The sequence below is a fragment of the Nostoc sp. PCC 9305 genome, assembly GCF_963920915.1.
GTDB lineage: Bacteria > Cyanobacteriota > Cyanobacteriia > Cyanobacteriales > Nostocaceae > Nostoc.
On record NZ_CAWUDN010000003.1, the window covers coordinates 13,908 to 38,638 of the forward strand.

26 protein-coding genes are annotated in these 24,731 nt (G+C 43.4%); 15 read left to right on the forward strand and 11 right to left on the reverse strand.

Going from position 1 to position 24,731, the window contains the following annotated elements; all coding sequences use genetic code 11:
• Nucleotides 1-133 precede the first annotated feature (133 nt).
• From ACM0OX_RS01570 to ACM0OX_RS01580, 3 genes are all read right to left on the reverse strand, one after another.
• Entirely contained in the window at nucleotides 134-784 is a 651-nt protein-coding gene (locus tag ACM0OX_RS01570; RefSeq protein ID WP_414512507.1) for a sigma-70 family RNA polymerase sigma factor, read from the reverse strand.
• Nucleotides 785-892: 108 nt separating this feature from the next.
• Nucleotides 893-2,266, reverse strand: a complete 1,374-nt coding sequence (locus tag ACM0OX_RS01575) for a DUF2330 domain-containing protein (RefSeq protein WP_414512509.1) — start codon at nucleotides 2,264-2,266, stop codon at nucleotides 893-895.
• 23 nt (nucleotides 2,267-2,289) lie between these two features.
• Nucleotides 2,290-3,150, reverse strand: a complete 861-nt coding sequence (locus ACM0OX_RS01580; RefSeq protein WP_414512511.1) for an RnfABCDGE type electron transport complex subunit D — start codon at nucleotides 3,148-3,150, stop codon at nucleotides 2,290-2,292.
• Between the two features lie 162 nt (nucleotides 3,151-3,312).
• Between ACM0OX_RS01580 and ACM0OX_RS01585 the strand changes: the two genes are divergently transcribed.
• Both ACM0OX_RS01585 and ACM0OX_RS01590 read left to right on the forward strand, forming a co-directional pair.
• A complete protein-coding gene (locus ACM0OX_RS01585; protein ID WP_414512513.1) occupies nucleotides 3,313-3,774 on the forward strand; it encodes a hypothetical protein in 462 nt (153 codons plus the stop codon).
• Between the two features lie 91 nt (nucleotides 3,775-3,865).
• On the forward strand, nucleotides 3,866-4,543 hold the full coding sequence (locus ACM0OX_RS01590) for a polysaccharide deacetylase family protein (protein ID WP_414512727.1): 678 nt from the start codon (nucleotides 3,866-3,868) through the stop codon (nucleotides 4,541-4,543).
• Between the two features lie 225 nt (nucleotides 4,544-4,768).
• Here the strand turns inward: ACM0OX_RS01590 and ACM0OX_RS01595 are convergent, their stop codons facing one another.
• The gene (locus tag ACM0OX_RS01595) at nucleotides 4,769-5,200 is read right to left on the reverse strand and encodes a DUF6006 family protein (RefSeq protein WP_292816760.1); all 432 of its coding nucleotides are present in this window, start codon (nucleotides 5,198-5,200) and stop codon (nucleotides 4,769-4,771) included.
• 540 nt (nucleotides 5,201-5,740) lie between these two features.
• On the reverse strand, nucleotides 5,741-6,718 hold the full coding sequence (locus ACM0OX_RS01600; protein ID WP_414512515.1) for a carbohydrate kinase family protein: 978 nt from the start codon (nucleotides 6,716-6,718) through the stop codon (nucleotides 5,741-5,743).
• 363 nt (nucleotides 6,719-7,081) lie between these two features.
• Here ACM0OX_RS01600 and ACM0OX_RS01605 point away from each other — a divergent pair, with 363 nt between their 5' ends.
• From ACM0OX_RS01605 to rfbB, 4 genes are all read left to right on the forward strand, one after another.
• Entirely contained in the window at nucleotides 7,082-7,345 is a 264-nt protein-coding gene (locus ACM0OX_RS01605) for a helix-turn-helix domain-containing protein (RefSeq protein ID WP_099103136.1), read from the forward strand.
• 433 nt (nucleotides 7,346-7,778) lie between these two features.
• Entirely contained in the window at nucleotides 7,779-8,480 is a 702-nt protein-coding gene (locus ACM0OX_RS01610) for a DUF6391 domain-containing protein (protein ID WP_414512517.1), read from the forward strand.
• A 94-nt stretch (nucleotides 8,481-8,574) separates the two neighbouring features.
• Nucleotides 8,575-9,570 carry a glycosyltransferase gene (locus tag ACM0OX_RS01615; RefSeq protein WP_414512519.1) on the forward strand — a complete coding sequence of 332 codons (996 nt, stop codon included), beginning with the start codon at nucleotides 8,575-8,577 and terminating at the stop codon, nucleotides 9,568-9,570.
• Nucleotides 9,571-9,648: 78 nt separating this feature from the next.
• Entirely contained in the window at nucleotides 9,649-10,710 is a 1,062-nt protein-coding gene (gene rfbB / locus ACM0OX_RS01620) for a dTDP-glucose 4,6-dehydratase (RefSeq protein ID WP_414512521.1), read from the forward strand.
• On the opposite strand, the gene ACM0OX_RS01625 is transcribed toward rfbB, so the two are convergent.
• Both ACM0OX_RS01625 and ACM0OX_RS01630 read right to left on the reverse strand, forming a co-directional pair.
• Complete coding sequence (locus tag ACM0OX_RS01625; RefSeq protein ID WP_414512523.1) at nucleotides 10,670-11,779, reverse strand: HigA family addiction module antitoxin; 1,110 nt, start codon at nucleotides 11,777-11,779, stop codon at nucleotides 10,670-10,672. The genes rfbB and ACM0OX_RS01625 overlap by 41 nt on opposite strands.
• Nucleotides 11,780-11,805: 26 nt before the next feature.
• A complete protein-coding gene (locus ACM0OX_RS01630) occupies nucleotides 11,806-12,105 on the reverse strand; it encodes a type II toxin-antitoxin system RelE/ParE family toxin (protein ID WP_322671337.1) in 300 nt (99 codons plus the stop codon).
• A gap of 425 nt (nucleotides 12,106-12,530) precedes the next feature.
• Between ACM0OX_RS01630 and ACM0OX_RS01635 the strand changes: the two genes are divergently transcribed.
• Nucleotides 12,531-13,724, forward strand: coding sequence for a serine/threonine protein kinase (locus ACM0OX_RS01635; RefSeq protein ID WP_414512525.1), 1,194 nt, complete (start codon nucleotides 12,531-12,533; stop codon nucleotides 13,722-13,724).
• Between the two features lie 103 nt (nucleotides 13,725-13,827).
• On the opposite strand, the gene msrA is transcribed toward ACM0OX_RS01635, so the two are convergent.
• Nucleotides 13,828-14,496: a peptide-methionine (S)-S-oxide reductase MsrA gene (gene msrA / locus ACM0OX_RS01640; RefSeq protein WP_414512527.1), complete on the reverse strand. Its 669-nt coding sequence runs from the start codon at nucleotides 14,494-14,496 to the stop codon at nucleotides 13,828-13,830.
• A gap of 41 nt (nucleotides 14,497-14,537) precedes the next feature.
• Entirely contained in the window at nucleotides 14,538-14,729 is a 192-nt protein-coding gene (locus tag ACM0OX_RS01645) for a hypothetical protein (RefSeq protein WP_414512529.1), read from the reverse strand.
• A gap of 128 nt (nucleotides 14,730-14,857) precedes the next feature.
• On the opposite strand from ACM0OX_RS01645, the gene ACM0OX_RS01650 reads away from it, so the two are divergent.
• Complete coding sequence (locus tag ACM0OX_RS01650) at nucleotides 14,858-15,295, forward strand: YidH family protein (RefSeq protein ID WP_414512531.1); 438 nt, start codon at nucleotides 14,858-14,860, stop codon at nucleotides 15,293-15,295.
• Nucleotides 15,296-15,343: 48 nt separating this feature from the next.
• On the opposite strand, the gene ACM0OX_RS01655 is transcribed toward ACM0OX_RS01650, so the two are convergent.
• Nucleotides 15,344-15,478 carry a hypothetical protein gene (locus ACM0OX_RS01655; protein ID WP_414512533.1) on the reverse strand — a complete coding sequence of 45 codons (135 nt, stop codon included), beginning with the start codon at nucleotides 15,476-15,478 and terminating at the stop codon, nucleotides 15,344-15,346.
• A 13-nt stretch (nucleotides 15,479-15,491) separates the two neighbouring features.
• Here ACM0OX_RS01655 and ACM0OX_RS01660 point away from each other — a divergent pair, with 13 nt between their 5' ends.
• The 7 genes from ACM0OX_RS01660 to ACM0OX_RS01690 all read left to right on the forward strand — a co-directional run bounded on the left by ACM0OX_RS01660 (nucleotide 15,492) and on the right by ACM0OX_RS01690 (nucleotide 22,887).
• Nucleotides 15,492-16,370 (forward strand): STAS domain-containing protein, encoded by an 879-nt coding sequence (locus tag ACM0OX_RS01660; protein ID WP_414512535.1) that lies wholly within the window; start codon nucleotides 15,492-15,494, stop codon nucleotides 16,368-16,370.
• A 13-nt stretch (nucleotides 16,371-16,383) separates the two neighbouring features.
• The gene (locus ACM0OX_RS01665) at nucleotides 16,384-16,821 is read left to right on the forward strand and encodes an STAS domain-containing protein (protein WP_414512537.1); all 438 of its coding nucleotides are present in this window, start codon (nucleotides 16,384-16,386) and stop codon (nucleotides 16,819-16,821) included.
• Complete coding sequence (locus ACM0OX_RS01670; RefSeq protein ID WP_414512539.1) at nucleotides 16,760-17,206, forward strand: anti-sigma regulatory factor; 447 nt, start codon at nucleotides 16,760-16,762, stop codon at nucleotides 17,204-17,206. The genes ACM0OX_RS01665 and ACM0OX_RS01670 overlap by 62 nt, the downstream gene beginning before the upstream one ends.
• A gap of 1 nt (nucleotide 17,207) precedes the next feature.
• Entirely contained in the window at nucleotides 17,208-18,221 is a 1,014-nt protein-coding gene (locus tag ACM0OX_RS01675; protein ID WP_414512541.1) for a SpoIIE family protein phosphatase, read from the forward strand.
• Between the two features lie 66 nt (nucleotides 18,222-18,287).
• On the forward strand, nucleotides 18,288-20,465 hold the full coding sequence (locus ACM0OX_RS01680) for an ATP-binding protein (protein ID WP_414512543.1): 2,178 nt from the start codon (nucleotides 18,288-18,290) through the stop codon (nucleotides 20,463-20,465).
• Nucleotides 20,458-22,431: a response regulator gene (locus tag ACM0OX_RS01685; RefSeq protein WP_414512545.1), complete on the forward strand. Its 1,974-nt coding sequence runs from the start codon at nucleotides 20,458-20,460 to the stop codon at nucleotides 22,429-22,431. Before ACM0OX_RS01680 ends, ACM0OX_RS01685 begins: the two co-directional genes overlap by 8 nt.
• Before the next feature lie 261 nt (nucleotides 22,432-22,692).
• Nucleotides 22,693-22,887, forward strand: a complete 195-nt coding sequence (locus ACM0OX_RS01690) for a hypothetical protein (protein ID WP_414512547.1) — start codon at nucleotides 22,693-22,695, stop codon at nucleotides 22,885-22,887.
• A 174-nt stretch (nucleotides 22,888-23,061) separates the two neighbouring features.
• On the opposite strand, the gene ACM0OX_RS01695 is transcribed toward ACM0OX_RS01690, so the two are convergent.
• Nucleotides 23,062-24,705 carry a hypothetical protein gene (locus ACM0OX_RS01695; RefSeq protein WP_414512548.1) on the reverse strand — a complete coding sequence of 548 codons (1,644 nt, stop codon included), beginning with the start codon at nucleotides 24,703-24,705 and terminating at the stop codon, nucleotides 23,062-23,064.
• Nucleotides 24,706-24,731: the final 26 nt, after the last annotated feature.

Here is a 24,731-nt window from a genome sequence, read left to right on the forward strand (position 1 = left end):
AAGTAAAGTTAACTAGGTCTAGACATTAAATCAATTCCGAGGAGTCAATACCTCGGCTGAAAATGGGAAGATTCATCAGTACTACTTCTGACTCAGCACTAGCTCAACCCTAGCTATTCGCTTACAGCACCAATCATAATAATCCCTCCAATTCTGCAAACTTACGCAAACGCGGTAAACATTGGCGTTGATAAAAACTGCTTAATGTCGGAATTGACAACCCAAATTCCTCAGATAAATCTTTCCAGCTAACTTCTGGGGGTAAGCGTTTAAGAATTAACACCTGACAATTCACATCTCGACGCCCTTTAATGTAAGTAGCGCGCAGTTCCCCATCCGAATCTGTCTTCGCCCATATCTCTAAGTCTTCCAAAATCGGAGGTGCTTGGGGGGTAGCCGGTAGATTATCTACAGGATCGATGGTTTCACTTGTTCCACCAGATGTAGACTGACGAATTCTCAGAGGGACTGTTGTGGCTTGTTCTCGGTTCTGCTTAAGGTAAAAGTCTTGTAGTCTCCGTTTTAGGTAAGCATTCAGCCAGGTGATCACACTGCCATAATTGGGATCGTAGATTTGACCTGTCAAACCTTCACAAACATTGCGACAGAAATACAACCAAGTTTGTTGTAGTGCGTCTTGATAGTAAGGAGTAGTTTCCCTCCAGAGTCTACTTGCTGTCAAGCGAATAATTTGCGTGAGCAGCTTCTGACGCTGAGGGCTTCCAGGTTGGTGTCCACAGGCTTCTGTAACTAAGCGGCGTAGCTGTTCATCGAATTGAACCATGACAATCTTGGCGAAGAAAGCAAGAATATCTTAGTATTGCGTATAACAACACCCGAAAGAATTACCTTTCGTCAAGATACTGGATCTTTTTGAAAATCACTCTCTTTACTATAATCCCAGCCAGGATAGGATATTTTCCCACCAAGAATATCTTAGATTACCTACGCTCAAGTTCATTTTTTTGCGAATATCTTGGATTTTCCAGTTGGTTAGTTTAGCTAGAGTTTGCGCCTCTTGTTCAAAACGCTTGGGCAAAGACCGCTTATATTCTCTACCAGCCTGACATTTGAGTTCCCCTTGGAATGGATGTTGCAAAACATAGCGTCCTTGAAAAGACTCACTGTTGGCAGTTTGTTGAAATATCAAGTCTTCAGGGAATTTGTCGCGGGTATAGCGAACATGCAATCGAGAGATGAAGACGTTACTTCTAGGAGAGGGACGACGAAAGCTGGGGGGTACTGGCACATTACTTGTAGAATTATCATCTAGCCAAAAGACACCTGCTTGCTTGAGTTCTTCTGGAGTCAGGGGTTCGGCAGAACAAGGATCGCAACTACCCATATCCCAAGCGTATTCTAAAAAACCAACTTTCCTGTCTTCTTTGGTGTAGATAGTTTGAAACATGGATTTGTAGAATTCACCAAATTCATCTTTGACAAATAAGGGAATGTTCGCATCGGAGGGAATTTTTACCGTCCGATAGTTAGTGATTTCTGCTTGTCCTTGGGGCGAGAGAATGTAGACAATTAAATCCTGCTCTGTCTTAGCATTGATCATGCCTAAACGAATTGGCAGCATGAATTTAGGCGATTGGTAGGAAATTTGTAACGGACGGAGAAACTGGTAACCAGATTGCTCGAATTTATCCAAGTTGACTTTAGCAACAAAGAATTTCATTGAGGAGCGAATATAAGGCTGAAGTAACTGTTTCGCACCTCTAGGGATTTTGTAGCCATTGCGTTTTAGCCAAGTTTCCAATCCACCAGATTCTTTCGCACTGAGGATCAAAATGTCGTATTCGCCAACGTTAAAACGTGCTTCGACTGTCACACCCAAACTAGCATCGTCCCTTGCATTCCCCGCCTCACTTCTTGCTGCTGCTGGCGCTGGTGCTGCTGATAACTCTCTTTCGTAAACTGGGGCACAAGGATCTGGGTCGAAATATTCAACCAATCGCGGCGCACTAAAAGCATCTAGCCGCTCGATAATCTTGGGTTCAGTAACGCGAACTTGCTCTTTTTGCAGCACCGTTGGTACTGGTACTACCATTGCAAAATCTTTGACTTCGCCTTGAAAATCGTTTGCCATTGTCATGATAGTGCGATTGCCATCCCGCGCTATAACCACCTGAGAAGCCTTGTTATACAGTTTTGTATCAGCTTTGGCTACATAAAATCCACAAAATGCCCAAGCTGCGGGTGCAAAGCACAAAACAGCTACAATTGCTAACAATAATGGTGTTAAAAGTCGGAAAAACTTCATTTTATACCTCTACTTTTTTAGTGCTAGAGACTAGAGACGCGATGAATCGCGTCTGTACAAGAGTTAGGAGTTAGGAGTTCTACCCCTGCTTCTTTATCTTTCTCTTGCCAAGTAAACCTTGGGGCTAACCAGAAAACATCTAGGAGGATGCTCAACGGTGCAAGGGCAAACAGCGCCCAGAAAACTGCTGTGGAAACAAAGAAATAATTTCGCAGGATAAAAGTTAATCCGGCGATGCAAACTGCCCAAACTACGCGCCCAATTCGGGAATTGGGAATCGATCGCGGATCGGTAATCATAAATAGGGCGAACAGCAGCAAAGATCCACTCATCAATCGATGCCAGTAAACATCCCAAGTCCAACCCAGCCAGAAATTGCGAATGGCCTCCAGCAAAGAATAAGAACCCAAAAAAGCTGCTGTGGTGTCCCAGCGACCAATGCGCTGCAAAATCATGCCGCCAGTGCCGAGAAATAATAGCCCATACCACCACTCTTCACCCCATTGTCCCGGCGAAACCCAAGCATCGGGGGTGAGAATCAAGGCAGATATGATGCCAAAATTGGCGGGATTGAAGAAATGCTTATCGCCGACTTGGAAGATAAATTTGCTGACAATCGCCAGAACTGCGGCTATTGCCATTGTCGTCCAGTGGTCAGCCCGCAACAGTAAACTCAGTCCCAATGAGGTAATTAAAGCACTGCGAAGATTCGCTACTTGTTCTTTGCCTGTTAATGATGACAATATCCATTGAGTTGCTAGACTTGTGGCGATCGCTACCCCAATCAACTCTGGTCGCAGCGTCCAATCTCGTGTACCGATTCCCAAGACTAGGAACAAGCCGAGAAATAGTATTTGATAATCTCGTATATCTTTGAGCAACATTAATCTATAAATTCCGGGATTACCCCTAGATTTCTCATTAATTTAGACGAGTGTTAGCTCAAATAGTATTGCTGTTACAGATTTTGTTACAAAGCGTCCCCACTCTCCGCGTCTTCTTGGTAAAAGGGAGAGAGGTTTGGTATAAAAGTATGTCACAAGCTCATGAACTCAGATCAGCCCAGCATCAAACACACTTGTATTGACGGTCAAAAAATTTTATTCCCCAGCCAAGAAGACTGGGAAAGTTTGCGATTAAACGCCTTCATTGATGAGATGCCACTGGCTGTTTTAGATTTGCTTTGGTCAGCGCTTGAATTTACTCAGAAATACCCTGAGCTTCACTTGGGACTTGGAAAATTATCGATGAGGAAGAAGAAATGGATGCCATATATTTTTGTTGAAATAGAATCAAACTTCCAAAGAGTCCACTTGGAAACGTTAACCTGTAATTCTTGTAATTGGCGAGGTAAAACAGCTAATCCTATGGTTATCGATCCATATTTTGGAGATGAGATCAATCAAGATCATTTCACTCTTATGAGAGCTGCTGAAAGATATCCTGTACTTCCTTGCCCCTCCTGTGGCAACCGTCTGCCAAGGCATCCAATTTGGCTAGAATATTGAGGCATTGCGGTGCGATGTCTACGACGGGCTACGCCTACGCAGTTTCGTAAACAACACCTACAAAAAGTTGTCAGCAGCAGATAAACGCAAAATGCAACTAGCTCCCCTCTTCCCAATTTTCTACCGCATTCTCCAGCCAAGTTTTCCCAACTGCCTTTGGGGTGGAAATCCCGATACTAAAGCGATCGCACTCACATTTGATGATGGGCCTCATCCTCAATACACACCCGAAGTTTTGGCAGTGTTAGACCGTTACAAGATTACAGCGAGTTTTTTTTGGTTGGGTGTTTGCGTTAACCGTTCACCAGCCATTGCTAAAGCCGTTAGCGATCGCGGACACTGGATCGGATTGCATGGCTACGATCATCGCTCTTTCCCCATGCTTTCCCCAAATGACCTGAAGGACAGTTTAGAAAAAACCCAAATTGCCATTTATAAAGCCTGCAACCTGCAACCTGAACAAGTGCGAGATGTCCGCCCCCCCAATGGTTTATTTACGCCTGCTACTTTAAATTTCTTTTCTCAGTGGAATTACCGCCCAGTAATGTGGAGCGTTGTCCCAGAAGACTGGGTATGTCCAGGTGTCACCACTGTGGTACAGCGAATTATGCAGCAGGTGAAAAATGGTTCAATAATTGTTTTGCATGATGGTGCTTGCGGTGGACAAGATGTTGCTGCCACAATTCAAATTCTCATTCCACAACTGCTACAACAAGGTTATGAATTTGTAACTGTTGATACTCTATGGCAGCAAACTCAGGCTAACTAAAGTATTAGCCTGTCAAGTTAAATAAAAATGTGGTGCTGGAGTGTTTACTAAGTAGGTAGACATAATTAAATATAAAATGAACTCCTAGTTTGTAGTGAGCGATTTATCGCTCAGAGCAAGGATTATCAGGACTAAAGTCCTTACTACAAACAATAAATTTATTTATGCCTAGATACTTACTCAAAGTTAGCGATCGCTTATTTACATATTTTGCATAGCAAATGTTTATCTGCGATTACGACATTGTAGTGGATAACGCTTACCCCGCCATGTCGTCCAACCATCTGCTATTTTAGTACGACTGTTATATTTGAGATACCAGTTATCTTGTTCTGCACCTAAATAACGAATACCTAAATCCTGTTTTTGTCTGCTGGAAAAACGTTTTCCTAGAGGAACCCACGCACTACCGTTATCACTAAACCGCCCGACGAGACGGACACCAGAAGTAGTAGAGCAAACATCACCGTTACAACTAGTTTGTGGATCGTCGACTACTTTCCACTGCATTTTCGCTGGTCTACCGTCAATATTACAATCCCAGAGACCAAAGAACCATTCACCAGCAATTTGACTGGCTTTAACATGACTAGATGCTAATACCAAACTTGCAGGAACAATCGCCAAGCCCAAAAGCCATTTTGTGATGTTTTTCATAATGCTTCACCAATTTCTTAAGCTAATCTAAACTTTTTATTCACTTATACTTTCTATTCACTTATAGATATCAGTATTACTGTTTATGCAGATAATAAAAGTGTAAAGATTTAATGTTTTTTGTGCATAGACTGCGACACCTTCCTGTTTTTGCAACTGAACGGATTAATCAATTACAAACGGGTGAACTGTTATACAGCAGATTTTAAGGAAAGTGAGGTACACAACGATTCGTCTGTTACCCAGGTATAAAGAGTGTTTTACTCCTGTTAGCGCAGCGGGACGTAGCCCATTCTGAATTATGCTGTATTTAGCTAACGAATTTCAAAATCTATCTGACCTGAGTGCATTGCTCTTATACACTGAGGATAATTCAGAACTTCTAAAAGTAAAAATTGAGTGCATTAACCTAATATCAAAACTTCTCCAACTGCGTTTATTGTTTAATATGAACGCAGAATGGCATGAAGATTTTCTTACATTTTCTAGTCGGGAGTATCAGCCACTAAAGGCTGATATCCCAGTGACTTATGCTAGTTTCTAGAGTTGATGTGCGGCGAGAAAAGCTTCGACTTCAGCAGCAGTAGGTTGAGAAGCGATCGCACCTGCTTTAATAGTAGTCAGTGCCCCAACAGCACTGGCATAAGTAACAATGCGTTTTGCTGTTTCTGCATCCCGCAAGCTGTGGATACCATACTGACTCAGTTGATGGATGAATCCTGCCAAAAAGCTATCTCCTGCACCAGTTGTATCAACTACAGGGATGGAAAACGAGGGTAATTTGCCTTCGTTCTCACCCAGACAATAAGTGCAGCCGTTTTCCCCATCTGTCACTAGTACTCCCTCAATCGAAGCTAGACGATAAGTAATGGCTCCGGGATCTGCGGTTTCAAATAGCCATTCAGCTTCTTCTTTGGAGAGTTTGAGGAAATCGACTCGCTTAACTAATTCTGGAATTTTTTGATGGGCGATGTTTGGCTCCTTCCAAAATACAGGACGCCAGTTGACATCCAGTACAATTTTTAAGTCGTAATGTTCTGCTAACTCTAGAGCGCGGTTTATTGCCGCTTCACTTTCAGGATAGGCTAATTCCAAAGTACCCAAAACTAGAAAATCTGCCTGTTGAAATAGCGAATCTGACAATTGTTTAGCTTGCAGGCGAGTATCGGCAAATTCTGCGGTATCGTACTCACCAAATCCGGCAAAGGTGCGATCGCCAGCCAGATCCCGTGTAACATAAACTTGCCGCGTTGGTGCTGTGGGATGGCGTTGTACTCCGGTAGTCTCTACACCTACATCTTGTAATAGCTTGACCAGTGCATTTCCTGGCTCATCTTCGCCAACAGCTCCGATAAATCCCGCTGACATTCCCAGCTTGACTAAAGCACAGGCGACATTAGCAGGTGCCCCTCCTGGGTAAGGAGTCCAAGATTTCACTTCTTCCAGCTTTAGCCCTAATTGATCGGCTAAACAATCAAATAAAATTTCACCAAGGCACAAAACACGGGGATTGCTCATCTCATTTTCAATTTTAGATTTCGATTTGGGATTAGGATTTTACAGTATAAAATCTACAATAGTTTTTGCTAATCTGTCGCCAGTCCTTCATAGAATTAAATAGCAATTTTTACTACTCCCATAGCATATATATGCTTCTCATACTCGCTTATTTTAACTAAGTGCTTAGACAATATATTTATCAAAATAAGCTATATTTATTACATAAAGTTTCGCATAGTTTATATTTTCGCCAACTTGAAATCCAAAGAAAATATTGACAATCATATTACTGCTAACACTTGAAACCCCTACCAAGAAAAGAATCTTCTAGAATTAGAAAGAGCGATTAAGTACATATACCAAGGGAGGATAGAAATAGTCATGGCTGGTGGCAAGTCTGAGACCCCCGTTAGTCTGTCAGACAGAGAACTGCAAATTATCGACCTAGTGGCCGCTGGCTTAACTAACCAAGAGATTGCAGGAAAACTGGAGATTAGCAAGCGTACAGTTGATAACCATATCAGTAATATTCTCACGAAGACTGAGACAGATAATCGAGTAGCCCTTGTCCGCTGGGCTTTACAGTGGGGCAAAGTCTGTTTGAATGATGTCAATTGCTGTACTCTACCTAACCAGATTGAATAAACGATTTATTAGTAGAAGCGTAATTGCTTTGGTCTAGTAAATTACAAGCCAATTTTGAGTTTTACTGATTGTTCCCCTCTTTACGCCTAAGTTTTCAGTGTGAACACTCTACCAAAAGTTCCGAGTCCATCACTCAGCCGGAGTTTATGTTAGTGGAGCCAGCTGACCCTCGGACTCGGAAACTATCAAAGATCAGAATTCCTTTCCAAATTGACTGGGGATTGGGGACTGGAGGAGCAGAGGAGCAGGGGAGCAGGGGAGCAGAGGAGAAGTTGCAGTAAGTCTTTCCCCTCTTCCCCTCTGCACCTCTGTCTCTTATACCCCATGCCCTAACTAAACAATCATCTACAAAAATTAGCAACAATTCAGTGGTGCAAGCGTTACATTTGAAAGAAATCTATGTTGCTCCATCGGCTTTGGGAGTAGTGTTCCAATGAATACTTCCGCTTCTTTTCAGGGTAGCTCGTCTCCCTTTGAATTTTTTAACTTTGATTTTACGATACCTGTATCTGAGAAGGTTCCAAGTCTAGAAAATCAATCTTTAGACTTTCCGCAACCCACACAAGATGCCGACTTACTCAGACAGTTATCGTTTATTCCAGGATTGAAAGAAATTTTGATGCTGCGGCAGGTTCATGCTTTAGAACATGCTACTGTTTGGGTTCTTAGCGAATCAAAAAGCGCCTATTCTGCCCCATCAGAATTTACTAACGTTCAACTAGATAATGAACTATTAGGCGGTTTATCTACTGAGAAGGGATTCTACCTCTATGGTGAGGTAAATATTAGTGATTTGCGGCGTGCAGTCACACTTGCTCGACATCGCATTACCAGTGGAGAATGGGATTTGGCCGTACATCCCCGTTGTGGCACAAATTTATCAGTAGCAATGCTCTTAACGGCTGGACTAGCTGTCGGTGTGCATCTGTTGCTACCATTTCGACCAATTGAGCAACTTATAGGTTTAGGATTAGCAGCGACGACAGCCGCGGAACTCGCACCTGATGTAGGTTCTATGGCACAGCGTTACCTAACAACTGCCATTCCTTTTAACCTAGCAATTGAAAATATTACCCGTACACGCGACGTTTGGGGGCGTGAGGCACATTTTGTTAAAGTGGGCTGGCAAGAATGAAGAGAGCAAGAAGAGATGAGGAGACAAGATAAAATTTTCTCTATTGTCTCCCCCATCTCCCCACACTTCCTACTCTCACTCCCATACAAAAATTATGAGAAAACTTTACTTCTTACTTCCCGGTACAGATAGCAAATTTGCCTGTGGTGGTCTTTGGGCTGAGTTAAAAGCACTTAATCTAGCTCAGAATTTCTGTAGCGCTGAAGTTGTAACTTACCGTCAACGGGAAAAAGATAAGCTTTTTATTGATGATTTGCTAAAAGAGAAAAATTTAAATGATGTAATTTTTGCGATCAGTTGGGGATTTGATATACCTCAACTCGTGGCTAAACTTAAGCAATACAATGTTGTTTATCATGCACATAGTCCAGGTTATTCATTTAGACTACCTGCAAGTATTCCAATCATGACTGTTAGCCGCTATACAATGGGATACTGGGGAGAAAAATCACCCAATTCTCTAATTTATTATTTGCCCAATCAAATTTCTGATGAGTTTCAAAATTTAGGTTTGGAACGAGATATTGATGTTTTAGTTCAAGCTCGGAAGTCTTCGGAATATTTAATTAAAGAATTGATTCCAGCGTTGCAAAAACGTTGTAAAGTATTGGTTGTTGACTCTTATGTAGAGGATTTACCCGGACTCTTCAACCGAGCTAAAGTTTATCTCTATGATTCTGCTGAGTACTGGGCACAACAGGGCGTTAGTGAAGGATTTGGTCTACAACCAATGGAAGCTCTTGCTTGTGGTTGTCAAGTATTTTCTAGTGTCAACGGTGGACTAGCTGATTACTTAGACCCTGGATTTAATTGCTATAAAATTGCTGGATATTCTCAAGAGTATGATGTCCAACGTATTCTGAAGGTAATTAATTCTTCAGTAGCCCTTAGCTTACCTGAAGATTTTTTGGTTGAGCATCGGACTGAAAATATTATTAAGCGTTTCCAAGTTATTCTGGATGAGTTAAATGAGTTTTTCGATCACAAGATTCAGCAACCATCTAATATTAAGAGTTTGACGAAAATACGAATGGCGAAATTACTTGCTCAGAAGATATATGGGAAGTTGAGGAAGAAATATTTTAAGTAATGGAAACGTAGACGCGTAGAGGCTTGCCGCAGGCTACCGTAGAAGCGCACAGATCGCAGAAAGAAGAGAGGAAATTGAATGAATCGGCGGTTATTAGTTACTGGGGGTGCGGGGTTTATTGGGGCGAATTTTGTCCATCATTGGTGTCAGGTTTATCCAGACGATCGCGTGGTGGTGTTAGATGCCCTTACATACGCGGGGAATCGTCTGAATTTGGCGCTGGTTGAGGGAAAAGAGAATTTTCGGTTTGTGCAGGGGGATATTTGCGATCGCACCATCATAGACAACCTATTAGCAACAGAAAATATTGATACCATCGCCCATTTTGCCGCTGAATCTCATGTCGATCGTTCGATTCTTGGCCCAGCGGCTTTTGTGCAAACTAATGTGGTGGGAACTTTCACCCTACTAGAAGCTTTTCGGCAACATTGGGAAGCGAAAGCACAACCATCTGATTATCGTTTCCTGCACGTTTCTACTGATGAAGTTTACGGTAGCCTGGGCGCAGATGACGCAGCTTTTTGTGAAACCACACCCTACGCGCCCAATAGTCCCTATTCAGCTTCCAAAGCAGGTAGCGATCATTTAGTCCGTGCTTATTATCATACTTATCAACTTCCAACCATTATCACAAATTGCTCTAATAATTACGGCCCTTATCAGTTTCCTGAAAAACTAATTCCCCTAATGTGTATCAACACTTTGATCGGGAAACCATTACCTGTTTATGGTGATGGTAAAAATGTCCGGGATTGGCTTTATGTGGGCGATCATTGCCGTGCTTTAGATGTAGTAATCAATCATGGTCAACCAGGAGAAACATACAATATTGGTGGCAATAATGAGGTAGAAAATATCAACCTCGTCCAACTTTTGTGTCAAATGATGGATGAATTAGCACCTGATTTACCAGTATATCCAGCCAAGCAATTGATTACTTTTGTTAAGGATAGACAGGGACACGACAGGAGATATGCAATTAACGCGAACAAAATTAAAACTCAGCTTGGTTGGACGCCTTCAGTAACAATTGCGGAGGGTTTACGTTTAACAGTTGAATGGTATCTCAATCATCGTGATTGGTGGGAGCCTCTGCTGTCTACGGAATATCAAGCTTACTATCGCAAAAATTATCTGTAGAATAACCTAAAATTGGGCTAACTTTAACGAGTAATGGTCTCAAATTTTTATGGGGAACTAATTTGTCATAATGTAAGCGACCAAGAATGATGCCTGGATGTCTATTTTGATTGTGAGCAAATTCTTCAATTGCTTTCCGAGAAAAGACTTTTTTACTAGTAATAATAAATTCATTTAATGTCTGAGGATTCATTAACCAGTCAGCGGCTTTTTCGTTAGCTGCTCTTTCCTCATCATTCTCTTCTAACGCATCCAAATTATCTAAATAAGCTCCTTGATGTCCTAAAACAATATGTGCTAACTCATGCATGAGGGTGAACCAGAATGAATCTATCCGGTCATATCTCAATGTCAACGCGATAACGGGATTACCATTTAAATATAAGGCTGCACCATCCAAGTAGGTTTTGCTTAAATGCGGCACAATTATAAAATGTACACCTAAATCTGCCAGCAATTTAGGAATCTGCACAATACTTTCTACTTGTTTCGCACAAGCAAGAATTTCAGGGATAGCAGTCTCAAGTTTTTTGCGTTCAAAACTAGCAACTGCTTGTTGTTTCGCTAGGTTCTCAACTTGTTTTACCCAAGCTATGCGAGAAGTTTCCTCTGGCTCTCGATGCTCGGAACAACGAAAATTAACATCTAGCTGGAGTGTTTCATCTAAAGAAGATATGCCGAAAAAATCACATACCTGCCGTTCTAAGTCATCAATTGAATCTGCTGCTTGAATCCACTTATTTTTGATTAGTTCAGAGATGGGAGCAATTGTATACAATCGACTTTTACGAGCTATATCTTGCTCTTTTTTTTCTTTTCCTACTAGATGAAGCCGATACTTTGCTTCAAGATTTGTCCAGAACTCTGGAGAAGTACCCAAGGCTTGAGAGAGTTCGATAGCTGTTTCAGGTGTAATTTGCTTGCTTCCCCGAATGATTTCATTGATGGTTTGAACTGGACGCCCCATAATTTCTGCTAAATCTTTCTGTGTCCAGCCACGGGCTTCTAATTCTCGACTTAAAATTTTTCCTGGTGTTGGTACTCTTGCTGGTGCTAGCTTCTGGCTCATATTGTTGTCTCCCCTGCTGACGAAAGTTAGTGGTAGTCTTCGATATCGATTATTGTGAGATAATTTCCCTGCTCATCCTCATCCACTGTCACAATTAGACGCCACTGATTATTCAAACGTAGAGAACGCTGTCCTTGTTTTCCTCGTTTTCCTGACAACTTCTCAAATCTCAATCCTTTTTGAGCATATAAGTCTCGCTCGTCTACAGCAGCATCAATAATCGCCATGACTTCAAAAAAGTCATCAACCACACCTGGGTATTTATGAGCATCTTTTTCTGCTGTGTAAAGTGCTTCGAGTTTCTTTTTTTTAAACTGAAAACGCAAAGCTTCCCCCAAGTTAAATGCACTGGATTCTGCATTATATAACAGATGGCTTCAGCCTTGGGGTGAATGACTGATATTTTAATTATAAATCTTATTGTGACAAGAGATTTAAGCAGATTGTAAAGTTTGTTAGATAATCTTGAAAGTTAAGGCAAACCTATTCTGTAAAGGGCTTTGCTATTTTCCTGCAACAACATATCTTGCTTGAGCTTGATCGTCTTCCTATCATTGCTATATAGTACAATTGTACTATATAGTCTAACTAAAGGCAAGTTATGCAAAGCGTCTTGTCCATCCCAGTTACACAAATCAAATGCACAACAGCTTACTAAGACAGTCAGGGATTGCTGCTACAGTTTTTGTAGATAATGACTATCCTTGAATATAAGGGAATCAGATCAACGTAAATTGCCAGCAGGTGTAAGATGCTGCAACCAGAACAGATATTACAAGATCGTTATCAAATCCAGCGCCAACTCGGCAACAATGGAATTCGTCAAACTTGGCAAGCATTGGATTTACAAGCCTCTGATGGCGAAAATTCTATCGTTGTGGTCAAACTTTTGGCCTTTGGCGGTACTGTACAGTGGGATGACCTGAAACTTTTTGAGAGAGAAGCACAAATTCTTAAACAGCTAAATCATCCCCGCATCCCTCAATATATAGATTATTTTTGTATCGACGATCGCACACTCTGGTTTGCCTTAATCCAAGAATATATCCCTGGTGAATCACTCAAGGATAAACTTGCTGTTGGCAAAAGGTTTAGTGAAAAGCGAGTGAGAAAAATTGCTGTTGAGGTTTTAAATATTCTCACCTATCTACATGAGTTGAATCCTGGGGTGTTGCATAGAGATATTAAACCAAGTAATTTAATCTGGGGCGACGATAATCGGATTTATTTAGTTGATTTTGGCGCAGTTCAAGATAAAGCGGCAAGAGAAGGCGTTACTTTTACTGTTGTGGGTACTTATGGTTATGCCCCAATGGAGCAATTTGGTGGTCGAGCGGTTGCGGCTTCAGACTTATATGCACTGGGCGCGACTTTGATTCATTTGCTCACTGGAACTTCCCCCTCTGATTTACCCCAGCAGGATTTGCGACTGCAATTTACAGACCGAGTTAACCTCAGTCCCAGTTTTGTCAGTTGGCTACAAAAGTTGATAGAACCCGCTCCCGAACAAAGATTTACTAGTGCCACCCAAGCGCTAAATGCTCTCAAATCTGGTTTGACTGTCACATCTGCAAACAAGAATCAGCTTTTACCGCTAAAAGAAATAATCAACAATTCTGGATGCGGCATAAGTAATCAGAATGAAACAGTCCCACAGGAAATTATCGGTTGGAATTGGGGCGCGTTTTTGATGCCTTGGTTGTGGATGTGGCCGAATCAGGTATGGTATGGGCTATTCTGTTTTGTACCACACGGTTGGTGGTTAATGGCGATCGCACTCGGTGCAAAAGGCAATGAATGGGCTTGGAAAAGTAGGCAGTGGCGCAGTATTGAACAATTCAAAGCCCATCAGAGAGGCTGGGCGATCGCTGGTATTCTACTTGGAGCGCCTATTAGTATTATGTTATGGGTGCGAGCGATCGCTTTGCTCAAAGCTGCATTTTAAGTAGAAGCATTGAGCATGGAGAAGAGACAAGGTAGACAAGGAAGAGGGGGGAGAGTAGGGAGAAACTTATTCAATAATTCCCCCTCTGCTCCCCTGCTTCCTTCTAACTACTAACTTGCGATTCAACTACACCCACGGGACAAGAAACATTTGTCCCTCCCAAACCACAATATCCGTTAGGATTTTTAGCGAGGTATTGCTGATGGTAAGCTTCGGCGTAGTAAAATTCCGGCGCATCCAAGATTTCCGTAGTAATCTTGCCATAACCTGCACCGTTGAGAGCTTCTTGATAAGCTTCCCGCGATGCTTCTGCTAGCTGCTTTTGGTTTTCGGAATATACGTAAATTCCCGAACGGTATTGAGTGCCAGTATCATTACCTTGGCGCATCCCTTGGGTGGGATTGTGGCTTTCCCAAAAGACTTTGAGCAGTTCGGCATAACTAATCACTTTGGGATCGAACACAACCAACACCACTTCATTGTGACCGGTTCGCCCACTACATACCTCTTCATAGGTGGGGTTGGGTGTTAAACCAGCAGCGTAACCGACTGCGGTCGTATAAACTCCTTTAAGTTGCCAGAATTTGCGTTCTGCACCCCAAAAACAGCCCAAGCCAAAGATTACCTTCTCTAATCCATCGGGAAAAGGAGGTTTTAAGGGATTCTTGTTGACATAATGAGCTGCGGGTACTGACATAGATTGTGCCCTTCCTGACAAAGCTTCTTCAGGTGTGGGCATAACTGACTTTTTGCCAAATCCGAATAGTGCCATTGATTTTGACTCTGATATATATCTTTACCTTATTTACTATTTTAACGCTGTAAAGATTCTGGCATCGCTTCTGGAAACTCCTTACCTAATTTCAGCAACACTTCAGTAGGCGTATTCGGATTTATAGCTACAGCCTCACGAACTTCTGGCTGAGGATGTAAAGATAGCTCCTCAAGCACTACAACCGAAGTGTCAACAGCCGAGGCTAATGCAAAATCGTTGTCATCAAGCATAATCAAGATTTTTATAGATACAGAATGAGTTTTCCCAAAATCTAAGGACACTTTTAGATTAGACTTTTACGAAACTTCATTAATATTACGAATACTTTTAAAGAAGAACTTGGTGTTAAAAGCTACTCATGGATAAAATACCGAAAATTGACCGCCAAAGGGAGCATCAAGCCAACGAACGTACATTTCTGGCTTGGCTACGCACTTCTATTGGATTGATTGGCTTTGGTTTTGCGATCGCGCGATTTGGTATATTTCTGCGCCAGTTGAATATTACTATTACTCAACAAGAACCTCCGGTAAGTCCATTATCTAGCTCGGAAAATTTGGGTGTTGCTTTGGTAATTTTTGGAATTTTGACTATTGCCTTAGCTGTATGGCGATACAACCAAGTTTTCTGGCAAATTGAAACAGGGAACTATAGACCAAATAGATTAATGGTTTGGATAATGGCTGGAGTTGTAATTATTTTGGGATTTTTCTGTATTCCTTTGCTCCTATGGCGCGATAAAGTACCTTCTCGTTCTCCGGTTCCCATCCAACCACAGTCCCGAAATTTGCATTAAATACACTTTTTATAGGGAGGCATTTTTTTGTAACTTTTTTGCCGATTCTCAATCAATCTTAGCGCAGGCGTAGCCCAACCCAGGCATCGCTCTATCTCTACCCAATTTATTGCAGTTCATATCTAGCAAGCTTTTAGGCTTTTTGTCATCATCGTTTTCACCTTGGGCTGAATCGTCATACACTGATTTTTAACTAATGAAAGCGGTTGCCCTTACAGAAACGATGAGCGAAAGTAAGATATCAAAGATATTAGAAACCTTCGAGGCAGACTTGCTGTCGGAGTGGACTCAAGAACTAGCCACTGTGAATATTCGGAGAGGCTTGATTAAAGAAGCACAGCTAAAGGAGGAGTGCCGAGAATTCCTTAGTTTGTTTCGGATTGCCGTTGGGCGGGGCAACTTTACCAATATTCAGGCAGCGACGTGGCAAGATATGCGGGAGATGCTCAACAGCATTTCTCGATCGCGATCGCAAAATGGTTTCACACCCTCAGAAACGGCTACATTCGTCTTTTCGTTCAAGCAACCCCTCTTCAACCAAATGCGTCAGCAATTGCAAGACCCGATTGAGTTGGGTGAAAATATCTGGTTAGCCACAAACTTACTAGATCAGCTAGGATTGCTGACCATTGAAGTCTATCAAAAGGTGCGAGAAGAGGTGATTTTACGGCAGCAGGAAGAGTTGATGGAGCTGTCTACCCCAGTGGTTAAACTCTGGGAGGGAATTTTGGCATTGCCGATTATCGGCACCCTGGATAGTGCCCGGACTCAAATGATGATGGAGTCGTTATTGCAGAAGATTGTCGAAACCAGTTCCGAAGTTGCCATCATTGACATTACCGGGGTTCCCACTGTCGATACCCTGACTGCTCAACATCTGCTCAAGACTGTTACCGCCGCCCGTCTCATGGGAGCTGATTGTATGATCAGTGGCATTCGCCCTCAAATTGCCCAAACGATCGTTTATCTCGGCATTGATTTGACAAATGTAGTCACAAAAGCAACCTTAGCCGATGCCTTTCTGACGGCGCTAAAACGGTTGGGAACGACCATTACCCGCTCTCAATCCAAATAGCTGAAAGAAAGCAATGGAAAGCATTCCTATACTTAAAATGGGCAATTTTCTACTTGTGACAATCCAAGTAGATATGCACGATCGCCTCGCCATGACGCTACAAGAAGACCTGACAAACCGCATCACTCAAACCCACGCTCGCGGTGTCCTGATTGATATTTCCGGATTAGAGATTGTTGATTCCTTCATTGGTAGGGTTTTAGCTAATATTGCCAGAATGTCACGGGTGCTAGATGCTGAGACAGTTGTCGTCGGGATGCAGCCTGCTGTGGCAATCACCTTAGTGGAATTGGGGCTGTCACTGACGGGGATTCGCACTGCCTTAAATGTCGAAAAAGGGATGGCATTATTGCGATCGCTTCCAGCGGGCGGGACGCCATCGTCATTCAATGAAACCACAAATCAAATCACTGCCAAGAAATGGCGTGCAGATGATGATGCAGAAGACTGAAACTATCGACATTCAATCTTCTACAGATGTAGTTTTAGTTCGGCAGTCTGTGCGCCAGCTAGCCGTGGAAATTGGCTTTGGCTTAGTAGATCAAACTAAAATTATCACCGCCGCCAGTGAGTTAGCCCGCAATACCCTAGACTACGGAGGGGGCGGCACAGTCAAGGTAGAAACGCTTCAGGAAGGACGACGACGAGGACTCCGCCTGACCTTTGAAGATCGGGGGCCGGGTATTCCCGATATCGAACTGGCGCTAAAGGATGGGTTCACCACGGGCAACGGCTTAGGTATGGGGCTGGGTGGTGCCAAACGACTTGCCAACGAGTTTGAGATTCAGTCTGCGGTGGGAGAAGGAACACGGATAATAATTGTACGATGGAAATAAAATGAGAGAATCTGTCGCCGTCACAATTACTGAATCTAGCCAAACTGGGGAAGCCAGACGGGCAGCGATGGGTTTAGCAACTCGGCTCGGTTTTCAGGAAACAGAACGGGGCAAGGTTGGGATTGTGGTGACAGAAATTGCGAACAATCTGGTACAGCACGCCCACGGCGGAGTCGTGTTGCTGCGATCGCTCAAGGAAGATTCCAGAATTGGCATTGAAATCTTATCGCTAGATAAAGGACGAGGAATGGTCGATGTGGATGAGTGTTTGCAAGATGGCTTTTCCACAGCCGGAACCTTAGGCAATGGCATGGGTGCAATTCGTCGCCTTTCTGGTTTATTGGAAATTTACTCGATTCCCAAACAAGGAACAGCGCTCCTGGCTCACCTCTGGACAGACTCAGCACCCCATCTACCGGAGAAGATTTTAGAAATTGGAGCGATCTGTTTGCCCAAACGAGGAGAAGAAGTTTCAGGAGATACCTGGGCATCGGAAGTCAATTGTTGCCGTAGTCTGTTGTTAGTAGCTGATGGTTTAGGGCATGGGCCTGCGGCAGCCAGTGCTGCTGACGCAGCCGTGAGAATGTTTCAAGAACATCATCATCGTTCTCCGGGTGCGATCGTCGAAGCTGCCCACGCCGCCTTGCGAAGTACGCGAGGCGCAGCACTCGCCATTGCCGAAATCGACTTTGAACAACAGTCTGTCCGCTTTGCTGGCATTGGCAACATAGCTGCCAGCATTTTCTCCTTTACTGAACATCGCCATCTGCTATCTCACAATGGCACGGTGGGACATGAAATCCGCAAAATTCAAGAGTTTAGCTATCCCTGGTATGCCAACGGAATTTTAATTATGCATTCTGACGGATTAAGCGCTAAGTGGCAGATCGATCGCTATCCCGGCTTGATGCAAAAACATCCCAGCCTGATTGCAGGTGTGCTATATCGAGACTTTAACCGAGAGCGGGATGATGTGACGGTGTTAGTTGCGAAAGGAATGGGAAATAATTCGTAATTCGTAATTCGTAATTAAAGATAGAAGTCCCAAAGAAAGTGTAATTTTGAATTGGAGCGAAGCGACTTGACAATCCTTTTGGCGATCGCCATCCAGTACGAACAGGATGTTGTGCAAGCTCGGCAACGAACTCGTGAGATCGCCGAGCAGTTGGGCTTTGATGCTCAAGATCGGGCGCGATTGGCAACGGCAGTTTCCGAAATTGCCCGCAACGCCTTTCAATATGCCCAAGGCGGTACGGTTGAATTTTCTGTGGCGGGAGAGCCGCAAGCGTTTCTGATTCGGATTCAGGATCGGGGTGGGGGCATTCCTGATTTAGCAGATGTTTTGGCCGGACGCTACACCTCTGATACGGGAGCGGGGCTAGGCATCGTGGGTACTCGGAGATTGATGGATTTCTTCGAGATTGAATCGCTGCCGGAGCAAGGAACAACGGTAACAATCGGCAAAAGGTTGTCGAAGCGCACACCCACTTTCACCGATTCGCAATTGCAGCAAATCCGAGAAACCGTAATTGGGCGATCGCCTGAAAATCCCTATCAAGAAATCCAGCAGCAAAACCAGGAATTACTCCGGGCTATGGCAGAGCTACGGAAGCGCGAGGAAGAATTGAGCCAACTCAATCAGGAATTGGAAGATACCAATCGCGGTGTGGTTGCTCTCTATGCAGAACTGGATGAGAAAGCCAGCTCCCTGCAACAGGTAAACGAGCTAAAAACCCGCTTTCTCTCGAACATGAGCCATGAGTTTCGCACGCCGCTCAACTCGATTTTGTCCCTCTCTCGGATGCTGTTGGCACGGATGGATGGCGATTTAACCATCGAGCAAGAAAAGCAGGTGACATTCATCCAAAAGGCGGCAAGCGGATTATCAGAATTGGTTAACGACTTGCTGGATTTGGCAAAGGTGGAAGCTGGAAAAATTGAAGTGCATCCCAGTTCCTTTGAAGTTAGTGAATTGTTTGCCACGCTGCGGGGGATGCTGCGCCCCTTATTAGTTCAAGGCTCCTCCGTGGCGCTGATTGTCGAGGAACCTGAAGGTATTTTGCCGCTCTATACCGATGAGGGGAAAGTCGCTCAAATTCTGAGAAACTTTGTCTCGAATGCCCTCAAATTTACCGAGCAGGGTGAAGTGCGCGTCAGCGCTGTGCAAATCGGTCATACCGTCACCTTCTCCGTATCTGATACGGGCATCGGCATTGCTCCCGCCGATCGAGAACGGATTTTTGAAGATTTTATGCAAATTGAGTCCCCTTTGCAAAAGCAGGTGAAGGGAACCGGTTTAGGATTGCCGTTATCGCGCAAGCTAGCGGAGCTACTCGGCGGCAGCATTTCGGTGAAAAGTCAGATGGGTGAAGGCTCTACTTTTACAGCCTTGATTCCCATCGTCTACCCAAATGCCACCGAATTGACTACCGTACTGCAACCAATCGCATCAGTTGATCCAACTCGCTTGCCCATTCTGGTGGTTGAGGATCATCCAGAAACCCTATTTATTTACGAAAAGCACCTTCAGGAATCAATCTATCAATTGATTGCCACCCGTACCTTAGCTCAGGCAAGGCTGGCCTTACAAAAACTTCGACCGGCGGCAATTATGCTAGATATTCTGCTGGAGGGGCAAAACGGCTGGACGTTCTTGCGAGAAATTAAAGGGGATGAAACAACCCGCACTATACCTATACTCGTTATTACCATCATTGATAACGAAAAGCAAGCACTGGCGCTAGGAGCAGACGGTTTTCTAATTAAGCCGGTAGACAGATTGCCCCTGTTGAATAAACTTAATAGGCTAATTACTGAGAACAAGCCTCAAAAAATCTTGTTAATTGACGATGACCCCGCCTATCGGTATCTGGTGAAACAGTTGTTAATAAATACACCATTGAGTATTTTAGAAGCTGCGAATGGAAAAGAAGGATTAAATTTGGCACAACAAGAGCAGCCAAACGCGATCGTACTGGACTTGGAGATGCCAGAGATCGACGGGTTTGATGTACTCAAGCAACTTAAGAACAATTCCGTCACTCAGTCGATTCCTGTGATTATTCACTCATCTGCTCAACTGGATGCAGAAGCACAGAGCCAATTAGCGGCGCAAAGCATAGCCATTGTTTCCAAAGAAATAGGCTCTCAAACCACAGCGATGTCTGACGACAAGCCCCTACGCGTCTACGCTCAACTTCAAGATGCGCTCGTCAAAGCCGGACTTGTTCTAGAGGTTTCAGGGAAAAGTCATGTCTGAGCCACGAGTTACAATCCTGCATGTTGACGATAACGAAACCAATCGCTACGTTGTTAACCGGATTTTGCAAAATGCGGGCTTTAGTGTCCTGGAAGCGGCAACTGGAGCAACAGGATTAGAAGCCGTTGCTAACTTTCAGCCTGACTTAGTAATTTTAGATGTTCAACTACCAGATATCAGCGGCTTTGAAGTCTGTCGCCAAATTAAGGCAAACCCCGAAACGACTTTTATCCCAGTGCTACAACTTTCTGCAAGTTTTGTCCAAAGCCAGGATAAAGCGGAAGGCTTAGATAGTGGTGCCGATGCTTATCTGGTGCAACCCGTTGAACCGATTGAACTGCTTGCCACTTTGCGATCGCTGCTGCGAATTCGCCGCGCTGAAGAAGCTGCTTTGTCCTCAGCGCGGGAGTGGCAAACCACCTTTGACTCCATGAACGACGGCGTTTCTCTGGTTGACCGAGAAGGGATCGTTATGCGCTGTAATCGAGCGATGATGCAGCTTTTTTGCAAGCCCTCCCACGAAATCTTAGGTTATGCCCACCACGAGCTGATGGGTGCAAAATTGGGAATCGGCGATGGTACTTGTTTTCGCCGTGCGAAACAAACTCACCAACGGCAAATTCTCGAATTTCAGTCCCAAGAACGCTGGTTTGCCAAAACCATCGATCCGGTACTTGATGGGGATGGGACTCTCACAGGTGCGGTTTTCATCTTGTCTGATATCACCGAACGTAAACGAGCAGAAGCATTGCTGCAAGAGCAAAACGATCGCCTCAATCAACTGATGATTTCTTTGCAGCAACAGACTGAACAAGCGCAGCAAGCCAACCGCATCAAAGATGAGTTTTTGGCAGTGCTGTCTCATGAATTGCGATCGCCCCTAAATCCGATTCTGGGTTGGGCAAGAATTCTGCAAAAGAGTCACCAGGATGCAGCTAAAACTCAGTACGCCCTCGAAACCATCGAGCGCAACGCGAAACTGCAAGCACAACTAATCGAAGATTTGCTCGATGTGTCGCGCATTCTCCAAGGTAAGTTGGCTTTAAACACAGTTCCAGTTAGTCTAACTTTTACTATCAAAGCTGCCCTTGAAACCGTGCGGCTGGCTGCTGAAGCTAAATCTATTCAGATTCAAACAATATTTGAACCGAACGTTGGACAAGTGTTGGGTGATTCTGGTCGTTTGCAACAAGTTGTTTGGAATCTACTTTCTAACGCAATTAAATTTACCTCACCGGGTGGTCGAGTAGAGGTGCGATTAGAAACGATCGAGGATGAAGGAGATACTTATGCTGCGGAATACACTCAAATCACTGTCAGCGACACTGGTAGGGGGATCTCGGGTGACTTTCTGCCCTACGTCTTTGACTACTTCCGCCAAGCCGATGGGACAACGACGCGAAAATTTGGCGGGTTGGGGTTAGGGTTAGCGATCGTGCGTCATTTGGTTGAATTGCACGGCGGAACCGTTCAAGCAGCGAGTCCTGGAGAAGGGGAAGGAGCAGTATTTACAGTCAAACTTCCACTCATCGCTGCTTCAAAATTGAATCAAGTTAATACAGCCGATCGCGATCGCTCAGATTTAAATCTCAATGGATTGCAAACGCTGCTTGTAGACGATGACAGAGATTCGCGGGAGTTCATTGCCTTCGTGCTAGAACAGTACGGGGCACAAGTGACTGAAGCAGACTCAGCACATGATGCTCTGAACAGCTTAATGCAAACAAAATTTGATTTGTTAATTAGTGATATTGGTATGCCCGATATGGATGGCTACACCCTAATTCGTCAAATTAGAAACCAGTCACCCGATCGGGGCGGAGAAATTCCAGCGATCGCTCTGACTGCTTATGCGGGAGAAATCGATCGACAACAAGCACTAGCCGCCGGATTTCAACACCATATTTCTAAACCAATTGAGCTAGAAGTATTAATACAGGCTATTTTGACGATAGTAACGGTTTAGCAACCTGAATTTTGCCTTATCTATTGAAGCTAATCTCTGAAATCATCTTTAGCATTGTTTCTGCGATCGCGGCGTTTAATAAACCTATTTTAAGTAAACGCTCATTCGTAATAGGTTAAGTTACTTCTGCTATAATCCAACATCTAAAAGAGAATAAGCTAAAACACATTTAATTTGCATATTAAAATTTTCTCAATGTCTTGTGGGGTGGGCATCTTGCCATTGGTGTCAAGTTAAGGCAGAAGCCCAAATATCAAAGGTATGTTCATCGAATTCGGGCAGTCGTTCATCGAATTCGGGCAGCCGTTTATTGAATTCGGGCAGTCGTTCATCGAATTCGGGCAGTCGTTTATCGAATTCGGGCAGCCGTTTATTGAATTCGGGCAGTCGTTTATTGAATTCGGGCAGTCGTTTATTGAATTCGGGCAGCCGTTTATTATTTTTGTTCAATTTTAATTTGAGGAGGATAAAACCTAAACACAAAAAGACTTTTCATCCAGTCCCCAGCGATGCACTGAGCTTGCCGAAGTGTCCCTAGCTATACTAGTTTACCCCAGTGATTTCATCTTAACTTGACACTAATGGCATCTTGCCCGCCCTGATTATGCAACTTTAATGCTGATTAGCTTACTACTTTAAATTATCCCGTGCGGCAGCACGAACAATACGATTGGGGTCTTGGGTTAGTTGTTGGCAAATATCGCGGTCAGTATTTGGATTTTGAGCGATCGCATATCTTTCTGGCCAAAACCAAGATTTATAGTATCTTGCCAGAAATGAACTCGGTATATGAGGATTCATCAGAACCAAAAAGCGAGAAAATGATGGGCGATCGGGAAATTTTAGACATCGATCCAAGAAAGGAATCGCCGCTTCTGGTTCTTGAGTCAGTAAACTTTTAACAGCAGCTAAATTGAGTGGATTAAAGTAAAATCCCCCACGTACTGCGGGTTGAGTAGCTAACTGAATTAGTAAATCTTTCGGCGCACCAGGGTTTTGAGCAACTGCTAGAGGTAATCTTCGATCTTGATGCTCAGTAAATCTAGTTAGAATCTCGGCTGGAGTTTTCGGATGTTTAGCTACAGCTAATTTGACAATTAACTTATCGTCAGCTAGTTTTGCCAGAATTGAACCATCAACGTTAGGATGTCGAACAACTTTCGCTCTGACAGCAGTATGCTCACTATTTGCTAGTTCTCGTAAATCTAGTAAAGATAAATTTGGATTTTCCAAGCTTGCTAATTGTTCTCTAAGCATCGAATCAAGTTTGGGATTAGCCAAAGCAGCTGCTCTAGCTTCTGGACTGCGATCGTCAATTAACTTATCTAAAGAGTTTTGAGTAATATTGTGATGACTAGCTACATAAATGGCTCCTGCGTACTGCAATCTCAGTTCAATTCTATTATCATTTTTATTTAAAGTAGGCAGTTGCGATCTATTCATTTTACTTTTCGCTAGATCGCGCCATCCAGTTTCCAATTCTCCAGCATAATTAATATGTAGCTTTGCGGCTTCAGCAATAAAATGAAGGCTATTTTTTGCAAGCTTATCGAGTAATTCTTTGGGTGTTTTCGGATGATTAGCAATAATATTGAGAATTTCTGGCAATGTTTCAAGCTGGGATGCCGCTTTTAGAAAATTTGTGGATATTTCTGGCAATTGCACCAATTTAAACATCAGCCTATGAGGAATAAAAAGAATGAGATTTTGTTTCTTATTTAAAGCCACCTTATCCCAGAAAGTAATGTCATCATTGGGACAATCAAGACGTAACTGAGCAACTTCTGCAATAATATCCTTCCCAGATGTTGATAACTCAAATAGTTTTTTCCTAGAAGTATTCTGATGACTAGCTATAACAATTTTAAGATTAGTCTCACAAATGCCAGCAGCAAATTCTAGAAAAGAGGTTGGTGCATTAGATGCACAAATAAGCTTCAAGAGTAATTTCTTCCCAAAACGGTCAGCAAAGTTGTCATTTTGCAGAATTGACAAATCATAAGCCGGATTGCTAAAGAATTCTTCAGGAAACAGATATGCTAGTCTGATTAACCATTGTGTTGGTGTATTGGGATTGCTTGCGATCGCTCTTTGCATTTCCACATCTTTGTTAGTTCTGGCTTGTATGGCAAGTTCTCCTAATAAACTACTCTCCGCGAGAGGATTTGCAGCAACTAATCTCGTTAGTTCATCATTAATTGCAGCTAGCTCTCGTAATCTTTGTGGTGAAGTGTTATGATTTTTTGCTTCTTGCTTAAGCGAATCGAGTGACATTAACTTAACAACCCACTTTTACTATT

Bases quoted from the DNA above. Each gene is read 5' to 3' on its own strand.
- ACM0OX_RS01645 (WP_414512529.1), bottom strand. From the start codon at position 14,729: ATGCTTGATGACAACGATTTTGCATTAGCCTCGGCTGTTGACACTTCG.
- ACM0OX_RS01660 (WP_414512535.1), top strand. From the start codon at position 15,492: ATGAAAGCGGTTGCCCTTACAGAAACGATGAGCGAAAGTAAGATATCA.
- ACM0OX_RS01625 (WP_414512523.1), bottom strand. From the start codon at position 11,779: ATGAGCCAGAAGCTAGCACCAGCAAGAGTACCAACACCAGGAAAAATT.
- msrA (WP_414512527.1), bottom strand. From the start codon at position 14,496: ATGGCACTATTCGGATTTGGCAAAAAGTCAGTTATGCCCACACCTGAA.
- ACM0OX_RS01675 (WP_414512541.1), top strand. From the start codon at position 17,208: ATGAGAGAATCTGTCGCCGTCACAATTACTGAATCTAGCCAAACTGGG.
- ACM0OX_RS01690 (WP_414512547.1), top strand. From the start codon at position 22,693: ATGTTCATCGAATTCGGGCAGTCGTTCATCGAATTCGGGCAGCCGTTT.
- ACM0OX_RS01570 (WP_414512507.1), bottom strand. From the start codon at position 784: ATGGTTCAATTCGATGAACAGCTACGCCGCTTAGTTACAGAAGCCTGT.
- ACM0OX_RS01585 (WP_414512513.1), top strand. From the start codon at position 3,313: ATGAACTCAGATCAGCCCAGCATCAAACACACTTGTATTGACGGTCAA.
- ACM0OX_RS01670 (WP_414512539.1), top strand. From the start codon at position 16,760: ATGAAACCACAAATCAAATCACTGCCAAGAAATGGCGTGCAGATGATG.
- ACM0OX_RS01650 (WP_414512531.1), top strand. From the start codon at position 14,858: ATGGATAAAATACCGAAAATTGACCGCCAAAGGGAGCATCAAGCCAAC.
- ACM0OX_RS01665 (WP_414512537.1), top strand. From the start codon at position 16,384: ATGGAAAGCATTCCTATACTTAAAATGGGCAATTTTCTACTTGTGACA.
- rfbB (WP_414512521.1), top strand. From the start codon at position 9,649: ATGAATCGGCGGTTATTAGTTACTGGGGGTGCGGGGTTTATTGGGGCG.
- ACM0OX_RS01685 (WP_414512545.1), top strand. From the start codon at position 20,458: ATGTCTGAGCCACGAGTTACAATCCTGCATGTTGACGATAACGAAACC.
- ACM0OX_RS01595 (WP_292816760.1), bottom strand. From the start codon at position 5,200: ATGAAAAACATCACAAAATGGCTTTTGGGCTTGGCGATTGTTCCTGCA.
- ACM0OX_RS01590 (WP_414512727.1), top strand. From the start codon at position 3,866: ATGCAACTAGCTCCCCTCTTCCCAATTTTCTACCGCATTCTCCAGCCA.
- ACM0OX_RS01600 (WP_414512515.1), bottom strand. From the start codon at position 6,718: ATGAGCAATCCCCGTGTTTTGTGCCTTGGTGAAATTTTATTTGATTGT.
- ACM0OX_RS01575 (WP_414512509.1), bottom strand. From the start codon at position 2,266: ATGAAGTTTTTCCGACTTTTAACACCATTATTGTTAGCAATTGTAGCT.
- ACM0OX_RS01605 (WP_099103136.1), top strand. From the start codon at position 7,082: ATGGCTGGTGGCAAGTCTGAGACCCCCGTTAGTCTGTCAGACAGAGAA.
- ACM0OX_RS01610 (WP_414512517.1), top strand. From the start codon at position 7,779: ATGAATACTTCCGCTTCTTTTCAGGGTAGCTCGTCTCCCTTTGAATTT.
- ACM0OX_RS01695 (WP_414512548.1), bottom strand. From the start codon at position 24,705: ATGTCACTCGATTCGCTTAAGCAAGAAGCAAAAAATCATAACACTTCA.
- ACM0OX_RS01635 (WP_414512525.1), top strand. From the start codon at position 12,531: ATGCTGCAACCAGAACAGATATTACAAGATCGTTATCAAATCCAGCGC.
- ACM0OX_RS01615 (WP_414512519.1), top strand. From the start codon at position 8,575: ATGAGAAAACTTTACTTCTTACTTCCCGGTACAGATAGCAAATTTGCC.
- ACM0OX_RS01580 (WP_414512511.1), bottom strand. From the start codon at position 3,150: ATGTTGCTCAAAGATATACGAGATTATCAAATACTATTTCTCGGCTTG.